This window comes from Streptomyces sp. NPDC016640, from assembly GCF_043076215.1.
Classification (GTDB): domain Bacteria; phylum Actinomycetota; class Actinomycetes; order Streptomycetales; family Streptomycetaceae; genus Streptomyces.
Window position 1 is genome coordinate 55,471 of record NZ_JBIBRG010000016.1, and the last position, 19,329, is coordinate 74,799.

Below are 19,329 nucleotides of genomic sequence, written 5' to 3' on the forward strand. Positions count from 1 at the left end.
GTCGAAGGAGGAAAAGCAGAGGTGTGGCCCGGGCCGCCGCTGCCTGGAGGAATGCGCAGCGACGGCCCAGGGGCGAGAGGTCAGCCCGCTGCCAGCGCGGTGTTGATCGCGTCGGCCATCGGGGTGCTGGAAGCCGGGTTCTGGCCGGTGAAGAGGTTGGCGTCCTGGATGGTGAATGCCTGGTAGGGGTCACCCTGCTCGTGCCGGGCGCCCATCTCGCGCAGACGGCTCGCCAGCAGCCACGGAGCGTTGTCGGCGGTGCCGAACAGGCGCTCCTCCTCGTCGGTGAACGCGGCCATCCGCCGGCCGGAGAAGATCCACTCGCCCTGCTCGTCGACCGCGGACAGCAACGCGGCCGGACCGTGGCAGACCGCGCCGATGATCTTGCCGGCGCGATCGGCCTCGATCAGCAGCCGGCCCAGGTTCGCGTCCCGGAAGAGGTCGACCACGGGGCCGTGCCCGCCCGGCAGAACCACGGCGTCGTAATCGGAGGCCGAGACCTCCTCCAGCTTCAGCAGCGGCCCGAAGTCGCTGAGCGCCTTCTGAGCGTGGGCCACGTGCCGGGCGCAGTCCTCACCGGCGATCGCCGGGTCGGCGCTGTGCTTGTCCAGCGGCTGCAGCACACCCCCGGGGGAGGCGAAGTCGACAGTGTGGCCGGCGCCGACGAATGCCTCGTGCGGCGCAGCGAGCTCCTCCGCCCAGTAGCCCGTGGGGTACTGCGAGCCGTCGGTGCGCTCCCACACGGCGGCTGCGGACATGACGATCAGAATGCGACTCATGACTTTTTCCTCGGCTTCTCGCTGTCAGCCGGTCACCTGCGGGACCGGGGCTGCCGGATCGGCTGGTCCGGCAGCCCCTCCACTGTCACCCGCCCCGGCCGCCCGACGGCGGCCATCATCGGCCCTGACCTGCCTCGGTCCGCCTTGCCTAGGACTGACAGTCCTTGTTGAGGCGGCCGTGACCGCAGCGCATCGGCCACACTGGATCCATGACCGCCTCGAACCGCGAACTCGCCGATTTCCTGCGCCGGGCCCGTGCCCAGTGCGACCCGGCGCGCGCAGGGCTGCCGCCGGACACGCGCGTACGCCGCGTACCCGGTCTGCGACGCGAAGAGGTGGCACGACTGGCCGGAGTCTCCGCCGACTACTACGCCCGCCTCGAACAGGGACGCCACATCACCCCCTCACCGGCAGTGGTCGAAGCGCTGGCCCAGGCACTGGAACTCGACGCCGCCGGCCGTGCCCACCTCAACGACCTCATCGGCACCACCACCGCGGTTCCCCGACGCCGACGTCCGCCAACCGTCCAACGCTTGCGCCCCGGCCTCCACCAGCTGCTGGACTCCATGGGGGACACCCCCGCCCTGGTCCTGGGACGCCGAGCGGACGTCTTGGGCATCAACCGGATAGCCAAGGCGCTGTTCACCGACTTCGACGCCCTGCCGCCAGCTCAACGCAACTACACACGGTGGCTCCTCCTCGACCCGGAAGCCCGCACCCTCTTCGTCGACTGGGACCTCCAGGCCCGCGCAGCCGTGGAAAGCCTCCGCCTCGAGGTCGGCCGTACCCCCGACGACCAAGCCACTCAGGACCTCGTCACCGAGCTGAGGGAAAACAGCGCAGAGTTCGACCGCTGGTGGCAGCAGCACCGCGTCCACCAGCGCACCCACGGATCCAAGCGACTGCTCCACCCGCTCGTCGGTGAGGTCACCGTGCAGTACGAAACCCTCGCCCTCCCCGGAGACACCGAAGCAGCTGTCTTCCTCTACAGCACCGAAGCGGGCTCCCCGTCCCGTCACGCACTCGACCTCCTCACCTCCTGGACGCTCACCCCCGCCGTCCCTCGCAGCGAGTCCTGAACTCCGCGAGCCTCGCTCACCCAGCGTTACGTCACTGGCATCTGAACGGATGCTGCGACCTGCGCCCGCGCGACGGCCCCGAGGCGGCTGACAAGGCGAGGACCCGCAATCTCATCACCGCCCTGGCCGGCCACTCCTGATCCTGTCCGCCGTCGTCCTCGTCCGGCTCCGGCGCGTCCGGGTCGCGCAGCGGGCGCCGGATGCCGGGGGAAGCCGTGAAGCTGTAGCGGCCGAGCAGGTTCAGGCCGCGGTGCCCGAGGGGGAGAGCCCGGCGATGTCCTCGTCCCGGATCTCGTGGCCCTCGGCCTGGAGCTGGGCTACGGCGGCGCCGATGTAGCGCGTCGTCCAGAGCACGATGGCGTTGAGGACCAGGCCGAGCGCGCCGAGCCGGTCCTCCATCCCGTCGCGGTGCGCCTGGTGGATGGTGACGCGCTTGCCGTGGCACACGTCCCTCGGCCATTCAGCTACCCGGCGAGCTTGCGGAACGGATCCTCGAGGCCCTGTTCGCCGTCCCGGGTCTGAACGCCGTTGGCCAGCCCGGCGCCCATGAGCTGTGCTGTGGCGGGACGGAACACGAGCCCGGCCCAGGCGACGTTCTCCCGCGCCAGGCCATCAGAATGATCGTGGAGGACGATGGTGCGCTTGGCTGCCGCGACGACGCCGCCGGGCAACGCGGCGATGTCACCGGCGAGGCGGTCGACGAACTCGTCGAGCTGGTCGGCGGGGACGGCTCGGTTGACCCAGCCGTACCGCTCGGCGGTCTCGGCGTCCGTCAGGTCGGCGCCGAGCACGATCTCCGAGGCACGGTTACGGCCGACGCGCTCGGCGAGGTACTGCGTGGCGCCGCCGCCGGGGACGATGCCCATGAGGGCTTCGATCTGACCGGGCCCGGCCTTGCCGATCGCCGCGAACGCCATGTCCGCGGCCACGACGAACTCGGCTCCGCCGCCGCGCGCCTTGCCTGCGAGCTTGACAATGGTCACCTGAGGCTGTCGGCGTAGCTGCTCCTTGACGGCCTGGAAGACGTTGACGCCGTCCGGCAGGTCGGCCATGAGTCCGGCGAGGGCGTCCGGGGTGGCGGTCATGTCGACGTGGGCGAGGACGAAGTCCGGGTCCGCGCTGTCGAACACGATCACGTGTACGGTGTCGTCGCCGGCCAGCGTGGTGAGCAGGCGCCGCCAACACGTCATACCCGATCCGAAGCCCAGCTCCTGCGGCAGGTACTGCCACCGGATGCCGGTGTGCAGCACGAACAGGATCCCGCACAGCGCCTGCCGGTCCGGCACCCGCGGCCGGCCCGCCACCGGCTTCGGACCCGGCCGCGGCAACAACGGCTCGATGAGCGGCCACAGTTCGTCCGACACGATCCACGGCCGCGACTGCCGTTTCCCCACGTCCCGACCAACGAGGAGACACACCGACGGTCACTTGATCAACAACTTCTGTTAGGGCCTCTTACTTGGATTCGACGCGTCCTATCGGATCGAGCTCGGCCGTCAGTGCCCTGCACACGGCCTGCCATGTGGGGTCACCAGGACGGAGCTGGGTGCGGAGGTAGGCCGCGGTGAGCCGGGCGAGGGCGGCGACTCGTTCGGGATTCTCGTCGGTGGTCTCGGCGGCGTCGTATCCGGCGATCCCGCCGAGGCCGTGCTCCGCGCCGAACAGGGTGAGCAGGGTTTTGGGACCGGGGGCGAGGGTGTAGGGGTCGGCGTGCCAGTCCGGTCCCATGTCCGTGAAGTGCCGGGAGTCGTCCTGGTCGCCGGTGACGACCAGCGTGGGTGTGGTCATGGTGGAGAAGTCGATGGTCCGGAAGACCGGCAGCGCGTCGGCCATCGGTCCGTTGAGGACGTCGCCCCTGCCGGGCGCGGCGAGTAGCACGCCCGCCTTGATCCGGGGTTCGAGGAGGCTCACCCCCCCGCCTTCGTCGGGGTCGGTGACCTGGGCCCCGAGCAGGAGGCTGGAGGTGAAACCGCCGAACGAGTGCCCGGCGACGGCAACCTTGGTGTGGTCGATCCGCCCGGAGAGCATCGGCACGGCCTTCTCGATCATGTCGAGTCGGTCGAGGATGTGTGACATGTCTTCGGAGCGTGAGCGCCAGAAGAAGGGCGCTCCGGGGGCGTCGGCGACCAGGTGGCTCAGTGTTCTGGAGGTGAGGTGGGTCGGCTGGATGACCACGAATCCGTGGGCGGCCCACGAGTTGACGAGCGGCGCGTAGCCGTTGAGCGAGGAGAGGTTGTTGGAGGGGCCTTGGCCGTGGGAGAGGAGGATGACGGCGAGGCCGGTTCCGGTCGCGGGTGCGGAGACGCGTACCTGGAGGTCCACGGGGCGTCCGGGCACGGAGAGGGTGACGGGGCTGAAGGACAGGACCGGGGCGGGCGCGCCCAGGGTGTCGGCGCCGGTGACGGTGGATGTGCTCACGATGTGGGTTCCTTTTCGGTGGCACCTGCTGCCCGCCGGTCTCCTGCGACCGGCAACGGGCAAGGCGAATAGGGGCATTCCGCTTCGGCTAAGCTGAAGCGGAGCGCCGCTCCACTTAGTATCCGGATCAACGTTCCGTTTTGTCAATCGGTGAGGGAGTACGTGATGGCCACCGACAGCGCTGCAGGGCAGCCGCCGTCCCGGGGCAAGCGGGCCGACGCGCAGCGCAACCGGCAGACGGTGCTCACTGCCGCTGCCGAGGCGTTCGTCACCTCAGGCGTCGACGCGCCGATCCGTCAGATCGCGGCCCGGGCGGGTGTCGGGATGGCCACGATCTACCGCCACTTCCCGACCCGGGCGGATCTCGTCACCGCCGTCTACCGCCACCAGATCGAGGCCTGCGCCGAGGCCGGCCCGAACCTGCTGGCCAGCGCCGACTCCCCGCTCGACGCACTGCGCCAGTGGGTCGACCTCTTCGTCGACTTCCTGGTCACCAAGCACGGGCTCGCCGACGCCCTGCAGTCCGACAGCGACCGCTTCGCCGCGCTGCACACCTACTTCCTCGACCGCCTGCTGCCCGTCTGCGCCCAGTTGCTCGACGCTGCGGTCGACGCCGGCGACGCCAAGCCCGGCACGCAGCCGTACGAGCTGATGCGCGGCATCGGCAACCTCTGCATCGGACGCGACGACGACCCCCGCTACGACCCCCGACGCCTGATCGCCCTCCTCCTCCAGGGACTCCAGCGACCCCACGCCCCCTGACACCGACAAGCGGCACGCAACCTGGCCCTCCGCGCACCCGTGCGACCTGAGCGGTCTTCTCCCCACAGCCGGTAGACGCCGGCGGACAGCAGAGCCCCTGGGCCAGCGCCGTCACGACCACCGTCAACTACGCCGACACCAGCCGCACAGCCCATGTCCAGAATCCGGCGTCAAGGCCCGCCAGCCCGCCAGCCCGCCAGCCCGCCACGGCCTGAGCACAGACCCCAACCGCACGCCCGCATGTCCCGACACACCGTCAGGAATCTGCAAGCTCGACGACGTGACAACGCCCCCGCGTGCAGGGGGCGGGCCCGCCGGACCGAGCAGGGCCCATCGGTCCGCTGCACCACCGCGGACGTTCGGAGCCGGCGGGGGCCGACGAAACCACCGCCCGGAGCAAGAAAGCGGAACAGGGCGCACCGCACCCGGTGCACGCTGTGGACGGCCGTACGGAAAGAGGGCTGCCTGTCCGCCTTTTTCCGGAGGATTCCCCTCCCCTTCATGCATCCCGCAGGCCCGTCCGACAACGAATTCCGCACCGAAAGGTATGCGCCAGCGGCGCATCTCGGCCAAAACCGCGCCAGAGACGACGGAAAGCTCATCTCCGGGCCGACGTCAGGCCTATAGTCGGACCGCAAAAAGCGATCGATAAAGACGGGCCAAGGCGGCGCTTGCGCCGCCTTTCCGTCGTGCAATGCATTGCACGACGGACCGCAAGGCTCCGTTTCGCACGGCCCATTCGAAGCACTTTCGGTCTTGCTTTCCCGTACGGAGGAGCTCCCATGTCCGACCTCGCGCGCACCGCCCTGGACCTCCAGGACCTCGACCTGGACCTCAGCGACCTCACCGTCACGGCCATGCGCGACACCGCCGCGCTGCCCGAGGGCGGGGCGTCCTGGGGGTCCTGTTCCTGTCAGGCCTCGTCGTCCTGCGCCCAGCCCGAGTCCCCGCTGCAGACCGGCGTCGTCGACGCCGGCTGATCCGCACCCGCGCCCACGACACACCGGACCGCAACGTCAGAAGGGAGAAACCGATGTCCGACACCAGCGTCACCTCGGACCTCGACCTCGCGGACCTCGACCTCGGGGACCTCACCGTGACCTCGATGCGCGACACCGTCGCGCTTCCCGAGGGCGGCGCCTCCAACGGCGCCAGTTCCTGCTCCTGCAGCTCGTCCTCGTGCGCGCAGCCGCAGATGCCCGTCCCGCTGTAGGTCCCGGTCACACCGGGCCGTCGGCCGCGCGACCCGTGACACGCCACGGGAGCACCTGACCGGCCGGCGTGCGTCGCGGGCCGTCCACCCCCGGTGGCCGGCCCGCGACGGTGCCGCACCACGGAAACCACGGGCACGAAGGGACGGGACAGCCCATGCCGCACACCGCGAGCGCCGACACACCACCCGCGCACAACAGTTACCTCGTCGACTCGGCGCCATACGCCCTGGTACGCGCCACCGTGCTGACCTGCCCCGCGCAGTCTCCGGCCACGGCGGCGTTCCGTGCCGCCCTCGCCCGCCTCACCTCGCTCGAAGTCACGCTGCGCGCGCTCCGCGAGCCGCTCTGCGACGACCTGTACGCCAGCCGGCCCGGCCACGGCGAGCAGTACCACCGTGACGTCGTCCTGCCACTGCGCCGCGCACTGCACAACGGGCGCGAGCCGCGGCCCGCCGTGCTGGACCGCCTGGCCGACCTCCCGCGGCGAGTCCCCCGGCTCGCGTCCTGGCTGGCGCTGCGCGACCGTCGCCGAGCCCTGGTGACCGAGCTGGGCGACGCCGCCGAACCGGCACTCGCGGCCGAGCGGGCGGCCCTCGCCACCCTGTGCCGGGAACCCGCGTTCGCCCGGGCCGTCGCGCTCACCAGCGGCGACCTGCTGCGCGCGGTCGAACGCGCCGGCCGCCGGGCCGACGACCGCAAAGCCCGCAAGGAGGAGCCCACGGTGCTGCGCCACGCCCTGCGGGCCGGCACCAAGACCAGTCCCCTGTCGTGGTTCACGGCCGTCGGCTGGGGCCGGCCGGCCCCACCGCGCGCCGGCCGCCCGCGCGTGCGGTCGTGGGGCGGACAGCCCCTCCTGGACGGCCCTCTGCACGCGTCGGTGAAGGTCAACCGCACCCTGACGACCGCCCTCGCCGAGGCCCTGCTGGCCGACCCGCGCCACGGCGCCGGGCTTCCGCACCGCGTCACCAGCACCGCGCGCGTCTGCGACGGACGCGCGACGTACGCCCGCGACCGGGTCGCCTTCGCCGGTGGCCGCTACCTCGTCACCGACGAGGACGCGGCGGAGGTGGCCTTCAGCGAGCCCTTGCGGCTCCTGGCCCCGTACGCCGCCGCCCCCGCGCCGCTCGACGAGATGGCGGAGCTGCTCGCCTCGGCCCTGCCCGGGGCGCCCGACACGAACCGCGCGGCAGCGCTGGCCTTCCTCGAACGGCTCCGGCAGGCGGGTCTGCTGGTGCCGGCCGACCCGGTCCCGCCGCAGGACCCGGACCCCGCGGGCCGGCTGGCCGCGTGGCTCCGCACGCTCCCCGGCGTCGGCGAGCAGGGCCCCGAGGCGGCCGGCCGCCTCGCGGACCGGCTGGCGGAACTGTCCGGTGAGACCTCGGCGTTCGCCTCCGCGCCCGCGCCGCGGCGCCCGGCCCTCCTCGCCGGGCTCGCCGACGGCTGGACCCGGCTGCTCGCCGACGTCGGACGGCCCATCCCGGCGGGCTCGGCGCCGCTGAACGTCCTCTCCGAGGACGTCGTGGCCCCACGGCCGGCGCCACTCGACGGGTTCCTCGACGGGGCCGACCACGAGGCCCTGGGCGAAGTCACGGCGCTGGCTGAGCTGTTCGACCTCGCACACGTGATGCGGCGAGCCGCCCGCGACCGGTTCGTGGAGCGGTACGGCGCAGGTGGGAACTGCCCGCACCCCTGGGAGTTCGGCGCCGAGGTGGAGGAGGCCTGGGAGCGGGCCGCCCGCGTCACCGCCCCGGGCCGGGACGATCCGGCCGGGTTCCCCACCGGCGTCGGGGCGCTCATGGCCCTGCGCGCCGAACTGACCGACGCCGTGCGCACCGCCGCGGCCGGGTCGCCGGACGGCACGGAGGTCCTGCTGCCGGCCGACGCCGTCAAGGGCCTGGGCGAGCGGCTGCCGCGCTGGGCCGTCGAGCGCCCCCTGAGCTACGCGTACTTCCTCCAGCGGGACCCGGACGGCGGGATGCTCTGCGTGAACCGCGTGTACGGCGGCTGGGGCCGGTTCACCAGCAGGTTCCTCGACGCGCTCGACCCCGACGCGGCCGAGGACGTGGCCGCGCAGCTGCGCCGCGGCCTCGGACCGGGCGCGCGCGCCGCGCAGATGCGACCGGTCGGAGGGTTCAACGCCAATCTGCACCCGCTGCTCGTCCCGGACGACATCGGGCCCGACCGCCGCTGGACCTCGCTGGCCGAGGCAGACGTGGAACTCTTCCACGACGAGGCCGGCGACCAGGTGCGGTTCCGGGTCACGGCCACCGGCGAACCGCTCGACGTGCTCTACCCCGGCTTCCTCGCCCCGCTCATGCTGCCGCAGCGCATCGCGGCGCTGCTGTCCGACCACCCGCACGGCGTGGTGGACTTCCGGTCGCTGCCGCCCCGGCACTCCGTGGACGCCCCGGGGGGCGAGGTGGTCCTCGCCCCCCGGCTGCGCCACCGGCACGTCGTCCTGCACCGCCGCCGGTGGAGCCTGCCGGCCGGCGTGGTGAGAGCCCTGCACGCCGAGCTGACGGCGGCCCGCGGGACCCCGGTGGAGCCCGTGGCGCACTGGCGCGCCCTGCTCGGCCTGCCCGACCAGGTTTTCCTGCACCCCGCGCCCACCGCCTCCACCGGCCGGGTGACCGAGGACTTCCTGGCGCACCTGCGCCGCCCCAAGCCCCAGTTCGTCGACCTGGGCAACCCGCTCCACCTGCGCTGCCTGGCCAAGTGGCTCTCCCGCCACCCCGGCGGTGCGGTCCTCGAGGAGGCGCTGCCCGCGCCGGGCGGATCCGCCGTGCCGACCCGTGCGGTGGAGCTCGTCACGGAGACGTACCGGGCGGGGAGGTCGCGATGACGTCCACCCCGCTTCCGGCGGACGGCGGCGCCGGCGAGGTGCTCGACGTGGTGGCGTACTACCACCAGCCGGTAAAGGCACGGTTGCTGCGGGAGGCGGTGCTGCCGCTCACGGCGGAGTGCCGGGCCCTGGGCCTGGCCGCCCACGTCGAACGGCACTGGCTGCACGGCCCGCACGTGCGGCTGCGTCTCCGGGGCGCCCCGGCACGGCTCGGGCCGGCTGCCGGGCACGCGGCACAGGCACTGCGCGACTGGGTCGACGCCCACCCCTCGCGACACGGCCTCACCGACGCCGAACTGCTGGAGCAGGCCGCCCGCAACGGACGCGCCGAGCTGGTCGCGCCGCCCTACGACCCGATCGTGCCGGACAACACGGTGCGCCTCGAACCGGTCGACCTCACTCCCCTGCGGCGCCTGCTCGGGGAGGACGGCGCGGCGCTCCGCGACGACCTGCTGAGCGGCGGGGTGGAGGCGCTCGGGGCGGGCGCCGGGTTCCTCGGCGAGCACGGCGACGGCGCGCAGGCGCGCGTGCAGCTCGCCGTCACGGCGCTCGCCGCGCACGCGGCCGCCCACCCCGGCGGGCTCGCCGGCGGCCACTGGTCGTACGTGTCCCACCTGGAGGACTTCCTCGTCCACGACGACCCCCACGGCCGGCTGCGGGAGGGCTTCGAACGGCGCTGGGAGAGCGCGGGCGACACGGTGACCGCGCTGGTCGACCGGATCGCCGGGGGCGCGGCACGCGGGTGGGAGCGCGACTGGGCCCACTGGTCGGCCGCCGCCTGGCGGCTGGCGCAGAGCCGCCACGACGCGGGAGCCGACCTGCACGGCGATCCGCTCCAGTACCGGGAGCGCGCGGCGGCGACCGGGGACGCGGGGACGACGGAGCGGTGGAGCCGGGAGCTGCGTACCCGCTACAGCGAGTTCCACCGGCTGCTGCGGCGCTCCGACCCCGGGGGGACGATGTGGAGCCGCCCCGACTACCTGGTCTACCGGGCCTGCACCAACGCCCTGTACCGGCTCCTCGCGATCTGCGACGTCACGCCGCTGGAACGCTACCTCGCCGCCCATCTCGTCATCCGCACGGTGCCCCGCCTGACCGGGTGCGACTGGCGCGCCGAGATGGCGGCGGCCGTCGACGCGAGGGAGCGCGGAGCATGACCACTCCCCCGGCGCCCGGAACCCTTCCGGCGAACGCCCGGGCCGGCGGCGACACCACCGGTGAGGCCGCCGGCGACACGACGGAGCCGGTCCTTCCGCGACTGCGCCCCGATGTGGCCGTCACCCCGCTGCGAGCCGGCCTGCACCTGCGCGGACGGCGAGGCAGCGTCACCCTCGAGGGCAGCACGGCGCTGCCCGCCCTGTGGCGTCTGCTGGAGGAGCCCCTGCGCACGGGCGACGCGACGGAGCTGGACCGCAGGGCCGCGCCCGGCACCCCGGTGCGCAAGGCGCTGGACACCCTCGTCGAGCGTCTGCGGGCCCACGACCTGGTGGTGTCGGCGCCGACCGGACGCGCCGCCGACTGGGTCGCGGCGACGGCGAGGCGGCCCGCCGACACCGCCGCCGCGCTGGCGGCGGCCCGCGTCGAGGTCGCGTCCGGCGCCCCGGGCGGCCCGCTGGCGCAGGCCGTCTCGCGCGCGCTGTCGGACGCCGGGGTGGCCTGGTCGCACGCCGCGGACCTGGCGCTGCCCGAGGACGTGGTCCTGCTGCGCGAGGCCGGGGGCGGCCGGAGGGCCGTGGCCGTCGGGGTCCGGGGCGGCCGGGGATACGTCACGGCCCCCGGAAGCCCGGAGCAGGTCTCCTCGGACGCGGCCGCGCTCGCCGCGCACCGGCCGTCGGAGTCCGCCGAAGCCGGTCCGGCCGCGTTCGTCGCGCTGCTCGGCGGCTCGGCGGCGCAGCGGCTGCTGTGCACGGTCGGCGGGCTGCCGGACCCTGCGAGCGAGGGGGACGACCCGCGACTGGTGCCCGGGCTGCCCGCGGTCCTCGTGGCCGACGCCCGGCCCTTGCGGGCCGACTACCGCAGCTGGCTGGGGCCCGGCCTGATCGACGCCGACCGCCGCGCCCGCCTGGAGCCGGCCCGGGCGCTCGCCGAGGTGCTGGGACGGGTGTCGGCCCTCACCGACGAACGCGTCGGGGTCCTGCCGGGCCCGGCGCCGGGAGCCCTGCGTCAGTCGCCGGTGCCGTTCGCCTCGTGCGAACTGCCGGAGGGCGCCGTGCTGGCCGGCGCGGCGCGCCTGGACCTGGCCCGTCTGGAGGCGTTCTGCCGGGCCGCGGAGCTCCGGCTGGCGGGGTCCGGCGCCGGGCGCGCGTCGGTGGGCGCGGATCCGGCGCACGCCCTGGGCCGCGCCCTGCGCGAGGCCGCAGCGGAAGCCTTCCCGGCCGCGGGCGCGGTACTGCCCGAGGCGCACTGGCGGGAGCATCCGCAGGCCAGCCACTGGTGGACGGCCCTCACGGGACGCCTCGGCACGCCCGCCCGGCTCACGGTACGGCGTTTCGCCGACGAGGAGGCGTACCTGGCCGTCGTGCGCGGCGGGACGGATCCGGCCGCCCACGGGCCCGTCCTCGGCGACGCGGTGGAGGCGACGCCGGGCGACGCGGCGGCGTTCGCCGCCCTGTCGGCCGCCGCCGCGGCCGACTCGGCCGCCCAGGGGCTCGTCGTCGGGCACCTCTACCGGGCGAACGGCGCGGCGGCGGCACTGGCCGCGGCGGACGCCCGGACGGCCCCTTGGGAGGACAGGGGCTGGACCAACGGCTGGCTGGCGGACGTCGCACTCCGGGAGGCCGCCCTGCAGACCGTGCTGCGCCGGCTGACCGGGCTGCGCGTCCGGGAGTCCGGCGACGCCGCCCCTGCGCTCGTCGCGCGACTGCGCGCGTTCGGTTTCTCGGTGCTGTACGGCCGGGGGGAGGGCCGGTGAGTCATGCCGGACGTCCGGTCCTCGGCCCGCTGCCCGTGCCGGTGCTCGACGCCGGGGCCGCGCTCGCCGCGACTGCGGGTCCGGCGGTCGTCCTGCTGCCCCGGTGGACGCTGGAACTCGCCGAACGGCTCAGCCGCCACGCGCTGGCCCACCCCGTGCGCCTCGTCCCGGTGCGGTTCGACGGAGCCCTGGCCGTCGTGGGGCCGGTCCTGCGTCCGGGCGCCGTCGCCTGTCTGTCCTGCGCCGAGTACCAGCGGCTGGCCACGACGGGCGGGCGGGTGCCGTGGCACAGTCCGTCCCTGGCCCTGGCGGGGGCTCCCTCGGCCGCGCTGGGCGGGGCGACCGGCGCACTCGCCCTTGAGCTGCTGGAGGCGGCCGACGGCGAGTCGCCGGGACCACGGCCTGGCGCGGACGCCACCGCCACGGTGCACCTCGTCCATCACGGCCGCGCCACCTGGTCCACCCACCGGGTCCGTCCGGTCGGCGGCTGCGCGGTCTGCCGGCCGCTGCCGGACGACTCGGCCGCCGGCGTCGTACCGGTGCCGTCGGGCCCCCATCCGCTGCCCGACCCCGCGGTGCTCCGTGGCGCCAACCCCCGCACCGGGGTCGCGGAATTACGCGCGGCGCTGCACGACGAGCGGTTCGGTCCGGTGCGCCGGCTGTTCCGCAGCGAGGACTCCGCCTTCTGCCTGACGACGGCGTTCGTCACGGACGGACGGGCGGTGGACGCCGGCGGGCACGGGCGGGCCGGCGACTTCCGCACCAGCGAGCGGGTGGCGCTCTTCGAGAGCGTCGAGCGGTTCGCGGGCATGCGGCCGACCGGCCGGCGGACCCGGCTGCGGGCGTCCTTCGGCGAACTCGGGCCGGACCGGGCCGTGGATCCCGTGCGCCTGGGGCTGCCCGACCCCGCCTACCAGGGCCATCCCGCCTCGCGGACCGTCCCGTACAGCCCCGGTCTGGAACTGGACTGGGTCCACGGCTGGTCCCTCACCCGGCGCCGGGCTGTGGCCGTGCCCGAGCACGTGGCGTACTGGGACGTGCCGGGCGACCGGCCGCGCGTGGTGTACGAGTCCTCCAACGGCTGCGGGCTGGGCAACAGCCTGGAGGAAGCGGTGCTCTACGGGCTGTTCGAAGTCGCGGAGCGAGACGCGTTCCTGATGGCCTGGTACGCCTCCACCCCGCTCCCCCGCGTGGAGCCGCCGCCCGAGGACCTGGAGACGGCCCTGCTGACCGACCGCGCGGAGCTGGCCGGCTACCGCCTCGTGCTCCTCGACGCCACGAACGACTTCGGCGTCCCGGCGGTCGTCGCGGTCTGCCGGTACGAGGGCTCCCACCCCGGGGCCCCGAGGATGCTGCTGGCCGCCGGCGCCCACCACGACCCGCGCGTCGCGATCCGTTCGGCGGTGGCGGAGGTGGTGACCAACGTCCTGGAGTCCGCGCACCGTTCCGGTCCCGGGAACGGACTGCGGGACCCGGCGCGGCTGCTCCCGATGCTCGACGACCCGGAACTCGTGGTAACCCTGGACGACCACGTGGGGGTGAACTCCCTGGCCGAGGCGGCCCCGCGGCTGGCGTTCCTCTTCGCCGACACTCCGACCCGCTCCGTCGCCGAGGCCTGGCCCGGCGCGCCGGAGCCGGTGGCGGACCTCGGCGTGCTGCTCGAGGCGACCGTGCGGCGGCTGACCGGCGAGGGCCTGGAGGTCATCGCCGTCGACCAGACGGAGCCGGGGCTGAGGGACCGGTTCGGCCTGCACTGCGCCAAGGTCGTCGTGCCGGGCTCGCTGCCCATGACGTTCGGCCACGTCAACCACCGCACCAGGGGCCTGCCGCGCCTGCTCCGGACGCCGTACCGGCTGGGCCGCACGGACCGGCCGCTGCGCCCGGACGACCTTGCGATCCACCCCCACCCCTTCCCCTGACCCCGCTCCCTCCCGGCCCCCGGCCCCCGAACGAACGAGGACCTCTATGACGACGACCGGCACCTGGCACGGCTACCACCTCTTCCTGCACTCGAGCACGGAGGACACCGACGCCTTCCTCACCGAGGAGGCGGCCGGGCTGCTGGACGGACTGGTCGCGTCGGGGCAGGCCGCGAAGTGGTTCTTCATCCGGTACGGGGAAGGAGGACCGCACCTGCGGATCCGGGTCGCGGGGCTGAGCCCCTCGGCCGCCGCGGAGCTGCCGTCCACGCTGGCCCGGGCCGCCAAGGCGGTGCCGTCCGTGGGCAGCCCGTGGCCCTCGCGCCACGGTGAGGTCCGCGTGGTGGAGTACGTCCCCGAAACGCGCCGCTACGGCGGGCCGCGGGCGCTGCCCACGGCCGAGGACGTCTTCGTGGTCTCCTCCCGGGTTGCCGTGGCGGCGCTGCGCGCGCTCCGGCGGCAGCCGGCTGGCGGGTCGGGCCGGCTCGTCCTCGCGGCCGACCTGGCCCACGCCACGGCGTACGCCCTGGGCATGGACCGGGCCGCGGCGGCGAAGTGGCTGCGGGGCCACGCGGCGGGTTGGCGCTGGGTCACCGAGGTGCCCCTGCTCCCGGCCGCGGCCGTGCACATGCGGATCAACTCCGTTTACGCGACACAGCGTTCCGCGCTGGGCCGCCGGGCGGCGTCCCTGTGGGAAGGACTGGCGGAAGGCGGGGCCGGGGAACCCTGGCTGGTGGAGTGGGCGGACCGGATCCGCGCGGCGGACGGGACGCTGCGAGCCCAGGCGGAGTCCGCGCCCGCCGACGTGGACACGGTGCTGCGGTGGGTGTGGGCGTCGCAGCTGCACATGCTCCTCAACCGGCTCGGCGTCTCCCCGGACGAGGAACGCGCGGTGTGCCGGCTCGCCGCCCGCACGCTGCTGGACACGGGCGAGCCGGTGTCGTACTTCCCGCAGGGGCACCGCGCGCCCGACTGGCAGTACCTGGAGAGGAGTCAGATCCGGATCGGCCGCAACGAGGACTCCGCCCTGCGCCAGGCTCCCTCCGACGCGGCGGCCCGGACCGACCGCCCCGAGACGCCGCTGCCGGCGGACCCGCTGCCCGAGGTGTCGTTGTCCGCAGCGCTGGCGGCACGGTCGTCCGCGCGCGGTGAGATCGGCGGGCCGCTGGACGCCGGCACGCTCGGCGCGTTGCTGTGGAACGCGCTGGCGGAGAGCAGCCGGACCCGGAGGAGGTTCCCGGACGGCTCGCACCGGATCTACACCCACCGCCCCTACCCGAGCGCGGGCGCCCTCCACACCGCACGGGTGCGGCTGCTCGTCCTCGACGTGGCGGGGATCCCGGCAGCGACGTACGACTGCGTGCCGGAGCGCCGGACGCTGCGCCGGGTGGGTCCGGCGCCCGAGAAGGCCGAAGTCGAGGCGCTGTCGACCTATTTCTCCCGTCCCGAGGAGGACCCGGACCGGATCGGTGTCGACGGCGCGCCGGTCGTCGCCGGACTGTACGTGGAGCTGGGCCTGCTGCGCCAGCGCTACGGCCTGCGGGCGCTGCGCCTCGGGCTGCTGGAGACGGGGCACCTGGCGCAGACGCTGCTGCTGACCGCCGCGGCCCTGGGGCTCGCGGGCACGCCGCTCGGCGGCTTCCACGACGACCTGGCGCACGAACTGCTCGGCCTGGACGACATGGACCAGCCGCTCCAGTACCTGCTGCCGCTCGGGCGCCGCACGGACGGCTGACGGCACGGCCCACGGTGACCGGCGGACGCCGACCCGGCCCCGCCCGCCGTGCCGTGCAGCGACCGGCCCCGCCTGATGGCTACCGCCGCGCGATCGAGGCACACCGCCAGGCCGTACGGCCGTCCGGGGTGGACCCGGCCATCGCGGAGACGGTGCGGCGGCGGACCGCCGCGATGCGGGAGCTGGGCACTGTCACCTTGTTGGGTGCGCGGGTCTCCGGCGGTGCGTCGGGGCGTGGTGGGGGCCGGGCTCCGGGCCGGTGCTCAGGCCTCGGCGGGCCGGCCGGCGGTGCCGGTGATCTGGTCCCGGATGGCGAAGCGGATGGTCATCTCGGCTCGGTAGCCGGGGGCGGTCATCAAGTGGCGGCGGGGCCGGAAGCGGGGTGGGATGCCGCTGAACGCGGCCAGGAACCGCTGGGCTGCGCCGACGCTGCGGAAGCCCTTCATGGCCCGTTCGCACTGCCGGGCGGGCCGGTGGCTGTTCTCGGCCCGGTTGTGCAGGCCCTCGTGCGAGCGGTGCTGGACCGAGGGCATGACCTGGCGGTGGGCGGCGCCGTAGGAGCGCAGCTTGTCGGTGACGATCACCCGGGGCACCGTGCGGGTCTTTGTGAGAAGACGGAGGAAGAAGCGCCGGGCCGCGGCCTTGTCCCGCCGGTTATGCACGAGGATGTCCAACACGTAGCCGTTCTGGTCAACGGCCCGCCACAGGTGGCGTTGCTCACCGTTGATCTTGATGAAGACCTCGTCCAGATGCCACTCGTCGCCCGGCCGGGGCCGTCGGCGGCGCAGGCCGTTCGCGGAGACCTGCCCGAACTCCGCGCACCAGCGCCGGACCGTCTCGTGGGAGACGGGCACGCCGCGCTCGAGCTCCTCCACCTTGTTGCACTCGCTGTCTTCTCGCATACAGGGTGGGGTGGTGAATGGAACAGAGATCGAACTCCCCGTCATGGATGGAGTCCTGTCCGGTGTGGACTTCGGCGGTCACGGTGAGGGCGTGCTGCTTGTCCACGGCAGTGGACATAACGCTGCGGCCTGGATGGATGTGGCGTCGCATCTGGTGAGCGAGTGCCATCCGATTGCCCTTGACCTGCGTGGCCATGGGCAGACCCGTCTTGACTCCACCAGTCCCGAGCAGTACTGGCGAGACATCGGTAGCGTCGTCACCGCGCTGGCCTGGGACCACCCCGTGCTGGTGGGCCATTCCACCGGCGGGTACGCGGTGACGGCCGCCACGGCCAGTGGGCTTGTGGAACCGGCCGCTCTCTGCATCGTGGACGGCGTGGTGCTCGATGACCGTAAGGCGTCACTTGCCGAGCATGGTGACGTGCGGACTACCGAGGCGGCGGACCGTCTACGGGCCATGTTCCGCTACGGCTGGAAAGCCGGCGACGCCCAGATGCATGCCTATGTCGAGCAGTGCGTGCGGGAGGCCGGAGGGGACTGGCTCAACGCGGGAGCACGGCCCGGACTTGTCGAGGAGGTTACGCGGCGCTCCTTCATGCGTCGCGGTCACTGGTGGGTACGGCGGCCGGCCATCGAGGAGGTCGCGACTGTCACCGCCGTGGAGCCCGATGCAGAAGTCTTCCCAGCCGTCGATGTGTACGACCGCCTCACCTGTCCGATGACGATCGTGCTGGCCGAGGATGGTTTTTACTCCTCGCGGCGCGACGAGGTGCGTGCCATCGTCGATGCCGCCCCTGGCCGCCGGCTGATCGACATCAGCTCGAACCACAACGTCCCCATGACCCGGCCTGCTGACCTCGCCGCGATCATTCTCGGCCTGGTCCGAGACCGGGCTGCGGCATCGGTCAGGAACGTCGATTGAGCGTTTTCCAACCTCACGCTGATGCGTGGTGAAGGACGAGGACGGCCTTCACGACGTCGGTGATCCGGTTGGTGCTGCAGCGGAGCTTCCGCAGGAGACGCCACCCCCCGAGGGTGGCCATGGCCCGCTCGCCAAGGCAGTGGATCTTGGCGTGGGTGGTGTTGTGGCGGCGCTTCCATCTCTTGGGTCGGCGGCCCCGAAGCGGTACCCGGACGGGTCCGCCGGCGCCTTGATACGCCTTGTCCGCCCAACACTTGAGCCCTGCTTCGGTGAGGGCTTCGACGATCCCGTGCTGTCGCGTGGCGGTCAGGTCGTGAGTCGAGCCGGGCAGAGCCGGCGAGGCCCGGAGCAACCGTCCGAACGGATCGGTCAGAACCTGCACGTTCATGCCGTGACGCTTGTGTTTCCCGGAATAGTAGGGGGTGTCGGCGGTGATGCGGTCGATCGGCAGCAGGGTTCCGTCCAGGATGACGGACTTCTTCTCCCGGATCGTCCGCGTTGCCCCGGCCAGGGACGGGGCGATGGCGGCCAGGACCCCGACGGCTTCACGTATGGAGCGGTAGACGGTCGCGATGCCGAACCCGGCGGCCGGCTGGGCGTAGGTGTCACCGCACCGCAGGTGGGCCAGGGCGAGCAGGGCCTGTCGCGAGGCGGGAAGGCGCCGCCACCGCGTCCCGGTCTCCTGCCGCCTGGTCTTCAGCCGCCCGGTCAGGAACCGCAGGGTGCGATTGGGCAGATCGATCGAGGATGGGCAGACAAGCACGCGAAGCTCCTGGCAGACACGGGTGATCTTGGTCGAGAGCCCGTCTACCAGGAGCTTCGTCGTTGCGCATGCATGTCCAGCACACGGTCAGCACCGTCAGCCTGGAAAAGGCTCACTGGGAGCCGAACGCCGACTTGGCGGTGCTTGCTCTGCAGAGCTGGGTGCTGCGCAGCGCGGGCCGGACCGTCCTGGTCGACACCGGAGCGGGGAACGGGCGCGAGCGACCGGGCATGGAAACGTTCCACCACGCCCAGAGTGATTTCCTCGGCCTCCTAACGGGAGGTGCTCGTTCCCGCGCACCCGCGCACTTCGGTGGCGCAGGGGCCCTGGAAATACGACGGGACAGTGACGGGTTCGCCCTCGGTCCATGGGCAACAGCCAGCCGGAAGAAGAGTGCGTCCGCCTTCGAGTGAGCCGTGACCCCACCCGCTCACCGCCCCGCCGCCCTCCGAAGCCCTCGACGCCTCGGCGGACGGCGCGACCATCGCCACCTGCGTCAGCCCGGGAACCCACAGGCTGAGCGCACGACCATGAACACCATCCTCAAGACGCTGCGCCGTGGCTCCGGCAAGCTGCCCATCGAGCGGATCCACCCGGTCACGAGCCTGCCACCCGGCGGGCGCGGCCACCGGCAGCGCATTCGCCGCATGGATCCGCGGCCACTGGAAGATCGAGAACCAGCTCCACCACGTCCGCGACCGCACCTTCCGTGAGGACGCCTCGAAGATCCGCCCCCGGCACCTGCCCCGCGTGATGGCCGGCCTGCGCCACCTCGCCATCGGCGTCCACCGCCAGGACGGCCACACCAACATCGCCGCTGCTCTCCGCCACACCGGCGCAGCCATCAGCGACCCCTCACCGCCCTCGGACCGACCTGACGAACCCAGGCACAAGATCACTTTTCAAAGCCCCTGCTCTTACGCCGTCCAGTCCCGTTCCTGCCTCGACCGCGTCCCGTGGCGGAACGGGCGCAGGCGGGTGGTGCATCCCCCGTGAGAGCTACAGGAGCTGTCCATGCACGGGTGATTCGCGGACGTCTGCGGATTCCTAGTGTGGTCGTCAGGTCGCCGCAGAGGTGACCCA

The 19,329-nt window shown here is 73.4% G+C and carries 16 protein-coding genes and 2 pseudogenes; 12 read left to right on the top strand and 6 right to left on the bottom strand.

The window, feature by feature from the left end; translation table 11 throughout:
* Positions 1 to 80 precede the first annotated feature (80 nt).
* Positions 81 to 779: a type 1 glutamine amidotransferase domain-containing protein gene (locus tag ACF07S_RS27815; protein ID WP_391966308.1), complete on the bottom strand. Its 699-nt coding sequence runs from the start codon at positions 777 to 779 to the stop codon at positions 81 to 83.
* Positions 780 to 988: 209 nt separating this feature from the next.
* Between ACF07S_RS27815 and ACF07S_RS27820 the strand changes: the two genes are divergently transcribed.
* Entirely contained in the window at positions 989 to 1,858 is an 870-nt protein-coding gene (locus ACF07S_RS27820) for a helix-turn-helix transcriptional regulator (protein WP_391975427.1), read from the top strand.
* 139 nt (positions 1,859 to 1,997) lie between these two features.
* On the opposite strand, the pseudogene ACF07S_RS27825 reads toward ACF07S_RS27820, so the two are convergent.
* From ACF07S_RS27825 to ACF07S_RS27835, 3 genes and pseudogenes are all read right to left on the bottom strand, one after another.
* Positions 1,998 to 2,311 (bottom strand): annotated as a pseudogene (locus tag ACF07S_RS27825) (Tn3 family transposase); the annotation flags it as partial.
* 11 nt (positions 2,312 to 2,322) lie between these two features.
* A complete protein-coding gene (locus tag ACF07S_RS27830) occupies positions 2,323 to 3,252 on the bottom strand; it encodes an enoyl-CoA hydratase-related protein (protein WP_391975428.1) in 930 nt (309 codons plus the stop codon).
* 61 nt (positions 3,253 to 3,313) lie between these two features.
* The gene (locus ACF07S_RS27835) at positions 3,314 to 4,276 is read right to left on the bottom strand and encodes an alpha/beta hydrolase family protein (RefSeq protein ID WP_391975429.1); all 963 of its coding nucleotides are present in this window, start codon (positions 4,274 to 4,276) and stop codon (positions 3,314 to 3,316) included.
* A 165-nt stretch (positions 4,277 to 4,441) separates the two neighbouring features.
* Here ACF07S_RS27835 and ACF07S_RS27840 point away from each other — a divergent pair, with 165 nt between their 5' ends.
* The 8 genes from ACF07S_RS27840 to ACF07S_RS27875 all read left to right on the top strand — a co-directional run bounded on the left by ACF07S_RS27840 (position 4,442) and on the right by ACF07S_RS27875 (position 15,659).
* Positions 4,442 to 5,038 (top strand): TetR/AcrR family transcriptional regulator, encoded by a 597-nt coding sequence (locus tag ACF07S_RS27840; RefSeq protein WP_391975430.1) that lies wholly within the window; start codon positions 4,442 to 4,444, stop codon positions 5,036 to 5,038.
* 782 nt (positions 5,039 to 5,820) lie between these two features.
* On the top strand, positions 5,821 to 6,018 hold the full coding sequence (locus ACF07S_RS27845) for a thiazolylpeptide-type bacteriocin (protein ID WP_391966313.1): 198 nt from the start codon (positions 5,821 to 5,823) through the stop codon (positions 6,016 to 6,018).
* A 53-nt stretch (positions 6,019 to 6,071) separates the two neighbouring features.
* Positions 6,072 to 6,251, top strand: a complete 180-nt coding sequence (locus tag ACF07S_RS27850; RefSeq protein ID WP_391966314.1) for a thiazolylpeptide-type bacteriocin — start codon at positions 6,072 to 6,074, stop codon at positions 6,249 to 6,251.
* 155 nt (positions 6,252 to 6,406) lie between these two features.
* Positions 6,407 to 9,094, top strand: a complete 2,688-nt coding sequence (locus ACF07S_RS27855) for a lantibiotic dehydratase (RefSeq protein ID WP_391966315.1) — start codon at positions 6,407 to 6,409, stop codon at positions 9,092 to 9,094.
* The gene (locus ACF07S_RS27860) at positions 9,091 to 10,251 is read left to right on the top strand and encodes a lantibiotic dehydratase C-terminal domain-containing protein (protein WP_391975431.1); all 1,161 of its coding nucleotides are present in this window, start codon (positions 9,091 to 9,093) and stop codon (positions 10,249 to 10,251) included. Before ACF07S_RS27855 ends, ACF07S_RS27860 begins: the two co-directional genes overlap by 4 nt.
* Positions 10,248 to 12,005, top strand: coding sequence for a hypothetical protein (locus tag ACF07S_RS27865; protein WP_391975432.1), 1,758 nt, complete (start codon positions 10,248 to 10,250; stop codon positions 12,003 to 12,005). The genes ACF07S_RS27860 and ACF07S_RS27865 overlap by 4 nt, the downstream gene beginning before the upstream one ends.
* On the top strand, positions 12,002 to 13,924 hold the full coding sequence (locus ACF07S_RS27870) for a TOMM precursor leader peptide-binding protein (protein WP_391975433.1): 1,923 nt from the start codon (positions 12,002 to 12,004) through the stop codon (positions 13,922 to 13,924). The genes ACF07S_RS27865 and ACF07S_RS27870 overlap by 4 nt, the downstream gene beginning before the upstream one ends.
* A 46-nt stretch (positions 13,925 to 13,970) precedes the next feature.
* Complete coding sequence (locus ACF07S_RS27875) at positions 13,971 to 15,659, top strand: thiopeptide-type bacteriocin biosynthesis protein (protein ID WP_391975434.1); 1,689 nt, start codon at positions 13,971 to 13,973, stop codon at positions 15,657 to 15,659.
* A 263-nt stretch (positions 15,660 to 15,922) separates the two neighbouring features.
* On the opposite strand, the gene ACF07S_RS27880 is transcribed toward ACF07S_RS27875, so the two are convergent.
* Positions 15,923 to 16,561: an IS6 family transposase gene (locus tag ACF07S_RS27880; RefSeq protein WP_391975435.1), complete on the bottom strand. Its 639-nt coding sequence runs from the start codon at positions 16,559 to 16,561 to the stop codon at positions 15,923 to 15,925.
* A gap of 13 nt (positions 16,562 to 16,574) precedes the next feature.
* Here ACF07S_RS27880 and ACF07S_RS27885 point away from each other — a divergent pair, with 13 nt between their 5' ends.
* Positions 16,575 to 17,483 (top strand): alpha/beta fold hydrolase, encoded by a 909-nt coding sequence (locus ACF07S_RS27885; RefSeq protein WP_391975508.1) that lies wholly within the window; start codon positions 16,575 to 16,577, stop codon positions 17,481 to 17,483.
* 13 nt (positions 17,484 to 17,496) lie between these two features.
* On the opposite strand, the gene ACF07S_RS27890 is transcribed toward ACF07S_RS27885, so the two are convergent.
* Entirely contained in the window at positions 17,497 to 18,246 is a 750-nt protein-coding gene (locus ACF07S_RS27890; protein ID WP_391975436.1) for a transposase family protein, read from the bottom strand.
* Between the two features lie 113 nt (positions 18,247 to 18,359).
* On the opposite strand from ACF07S_RS27890, the pseudogene ACF07S_RS27895 reads away from it, so the two are divergent.
* Positions 18,360 to 18,521 (top strand): annotated as a pseudogene (locus tag ACF07S_RS27895) (MBL fold metallo-hydrolase); the annotation flags it as partial.
* A 283-nt stretch (positions 18,522 to 18,804) separates the two neighbouring features.
* A complete protein-coding gene (locus ACF07S_RS27900; protein WP_391975437.1) occupies positions 18,805 to 19,242 on the top strand; it encodes a transposase in 438 nt (145 codons plus the stop codon).
* Positions 19,243 to 19,329 lie beyond the last annotated feature (87 nt).

Coding starts and splice junctions, on each gene's coding strand:
- ACF07S_RS27815 (WP_391966308.1), bottom strand. CDS start 779: ATGAGTCGCATTCTGATCGTCATGTCCGCAGCCGCCGTGTGGGAGCGC.
- ACF07S_RS27820 (WP_391975427.1), top strand. CDS start 989: ATGACCGCCTCGAACCGCGAACTCGCCGATTTCCTGCGCCGGGCCCGT.
- ACF07S_RS27840 (WP_391975430.1), top strand. CDS start 4,442: ATGGCCACCGACAGCGCTGCAGGGCAGCCGCCGTCCCGGGGCAAGCGG.
- ACF07S_RS27845 (WP_391966313.1), top strand. CDS start 5,821: ATGTCCGACCTCGCGCGCACCGCCCTGGACCTCCAGGACCTCGACCTG.
- ACF07S_RS27850 (WP_391966314.1), top strand. CDS start 6,072: ATGTCCGACACCAGCGTCACCTCGGACCTCGACCTCGCGGACCTCGAC.
- ACF07S_RS27855 (WP_391966315.1), top strand. CDS start 6,407: ATGCCGCACACCGCGAGCGCCGACACACCACCCGCGCACAACAGTTAC.
- ACF07S_RS27860 (WP_391975431.1), top strand. CDS start 9,091: ATGACGTCCACCCCGCTTCCGGCGGACGGCGGCGCCGGCGAGGTGCTC.
- ACF07S_RS27865 (WP_391975432.1), top strand. CDS start 10,248: ATGACCACTCCCCCGGCGCCCGGAACCCTTCCGGCGAACGCCCGGGCC.
- ACF07S_RS27875 (WP_391975434.1), top strand. CDS start 13,971: ATGACGACGACCGGCACCTGGCACGGCTACCACCTCTTCCTGCACTCG.
- ACF07S_RS27880 (WP_391975435.1), bottom strand. CDS start 16,561: ATGCGAGAAGACAGCGAGTGCAACAAGGTGGAGGAGCTCGAGCGCGGC.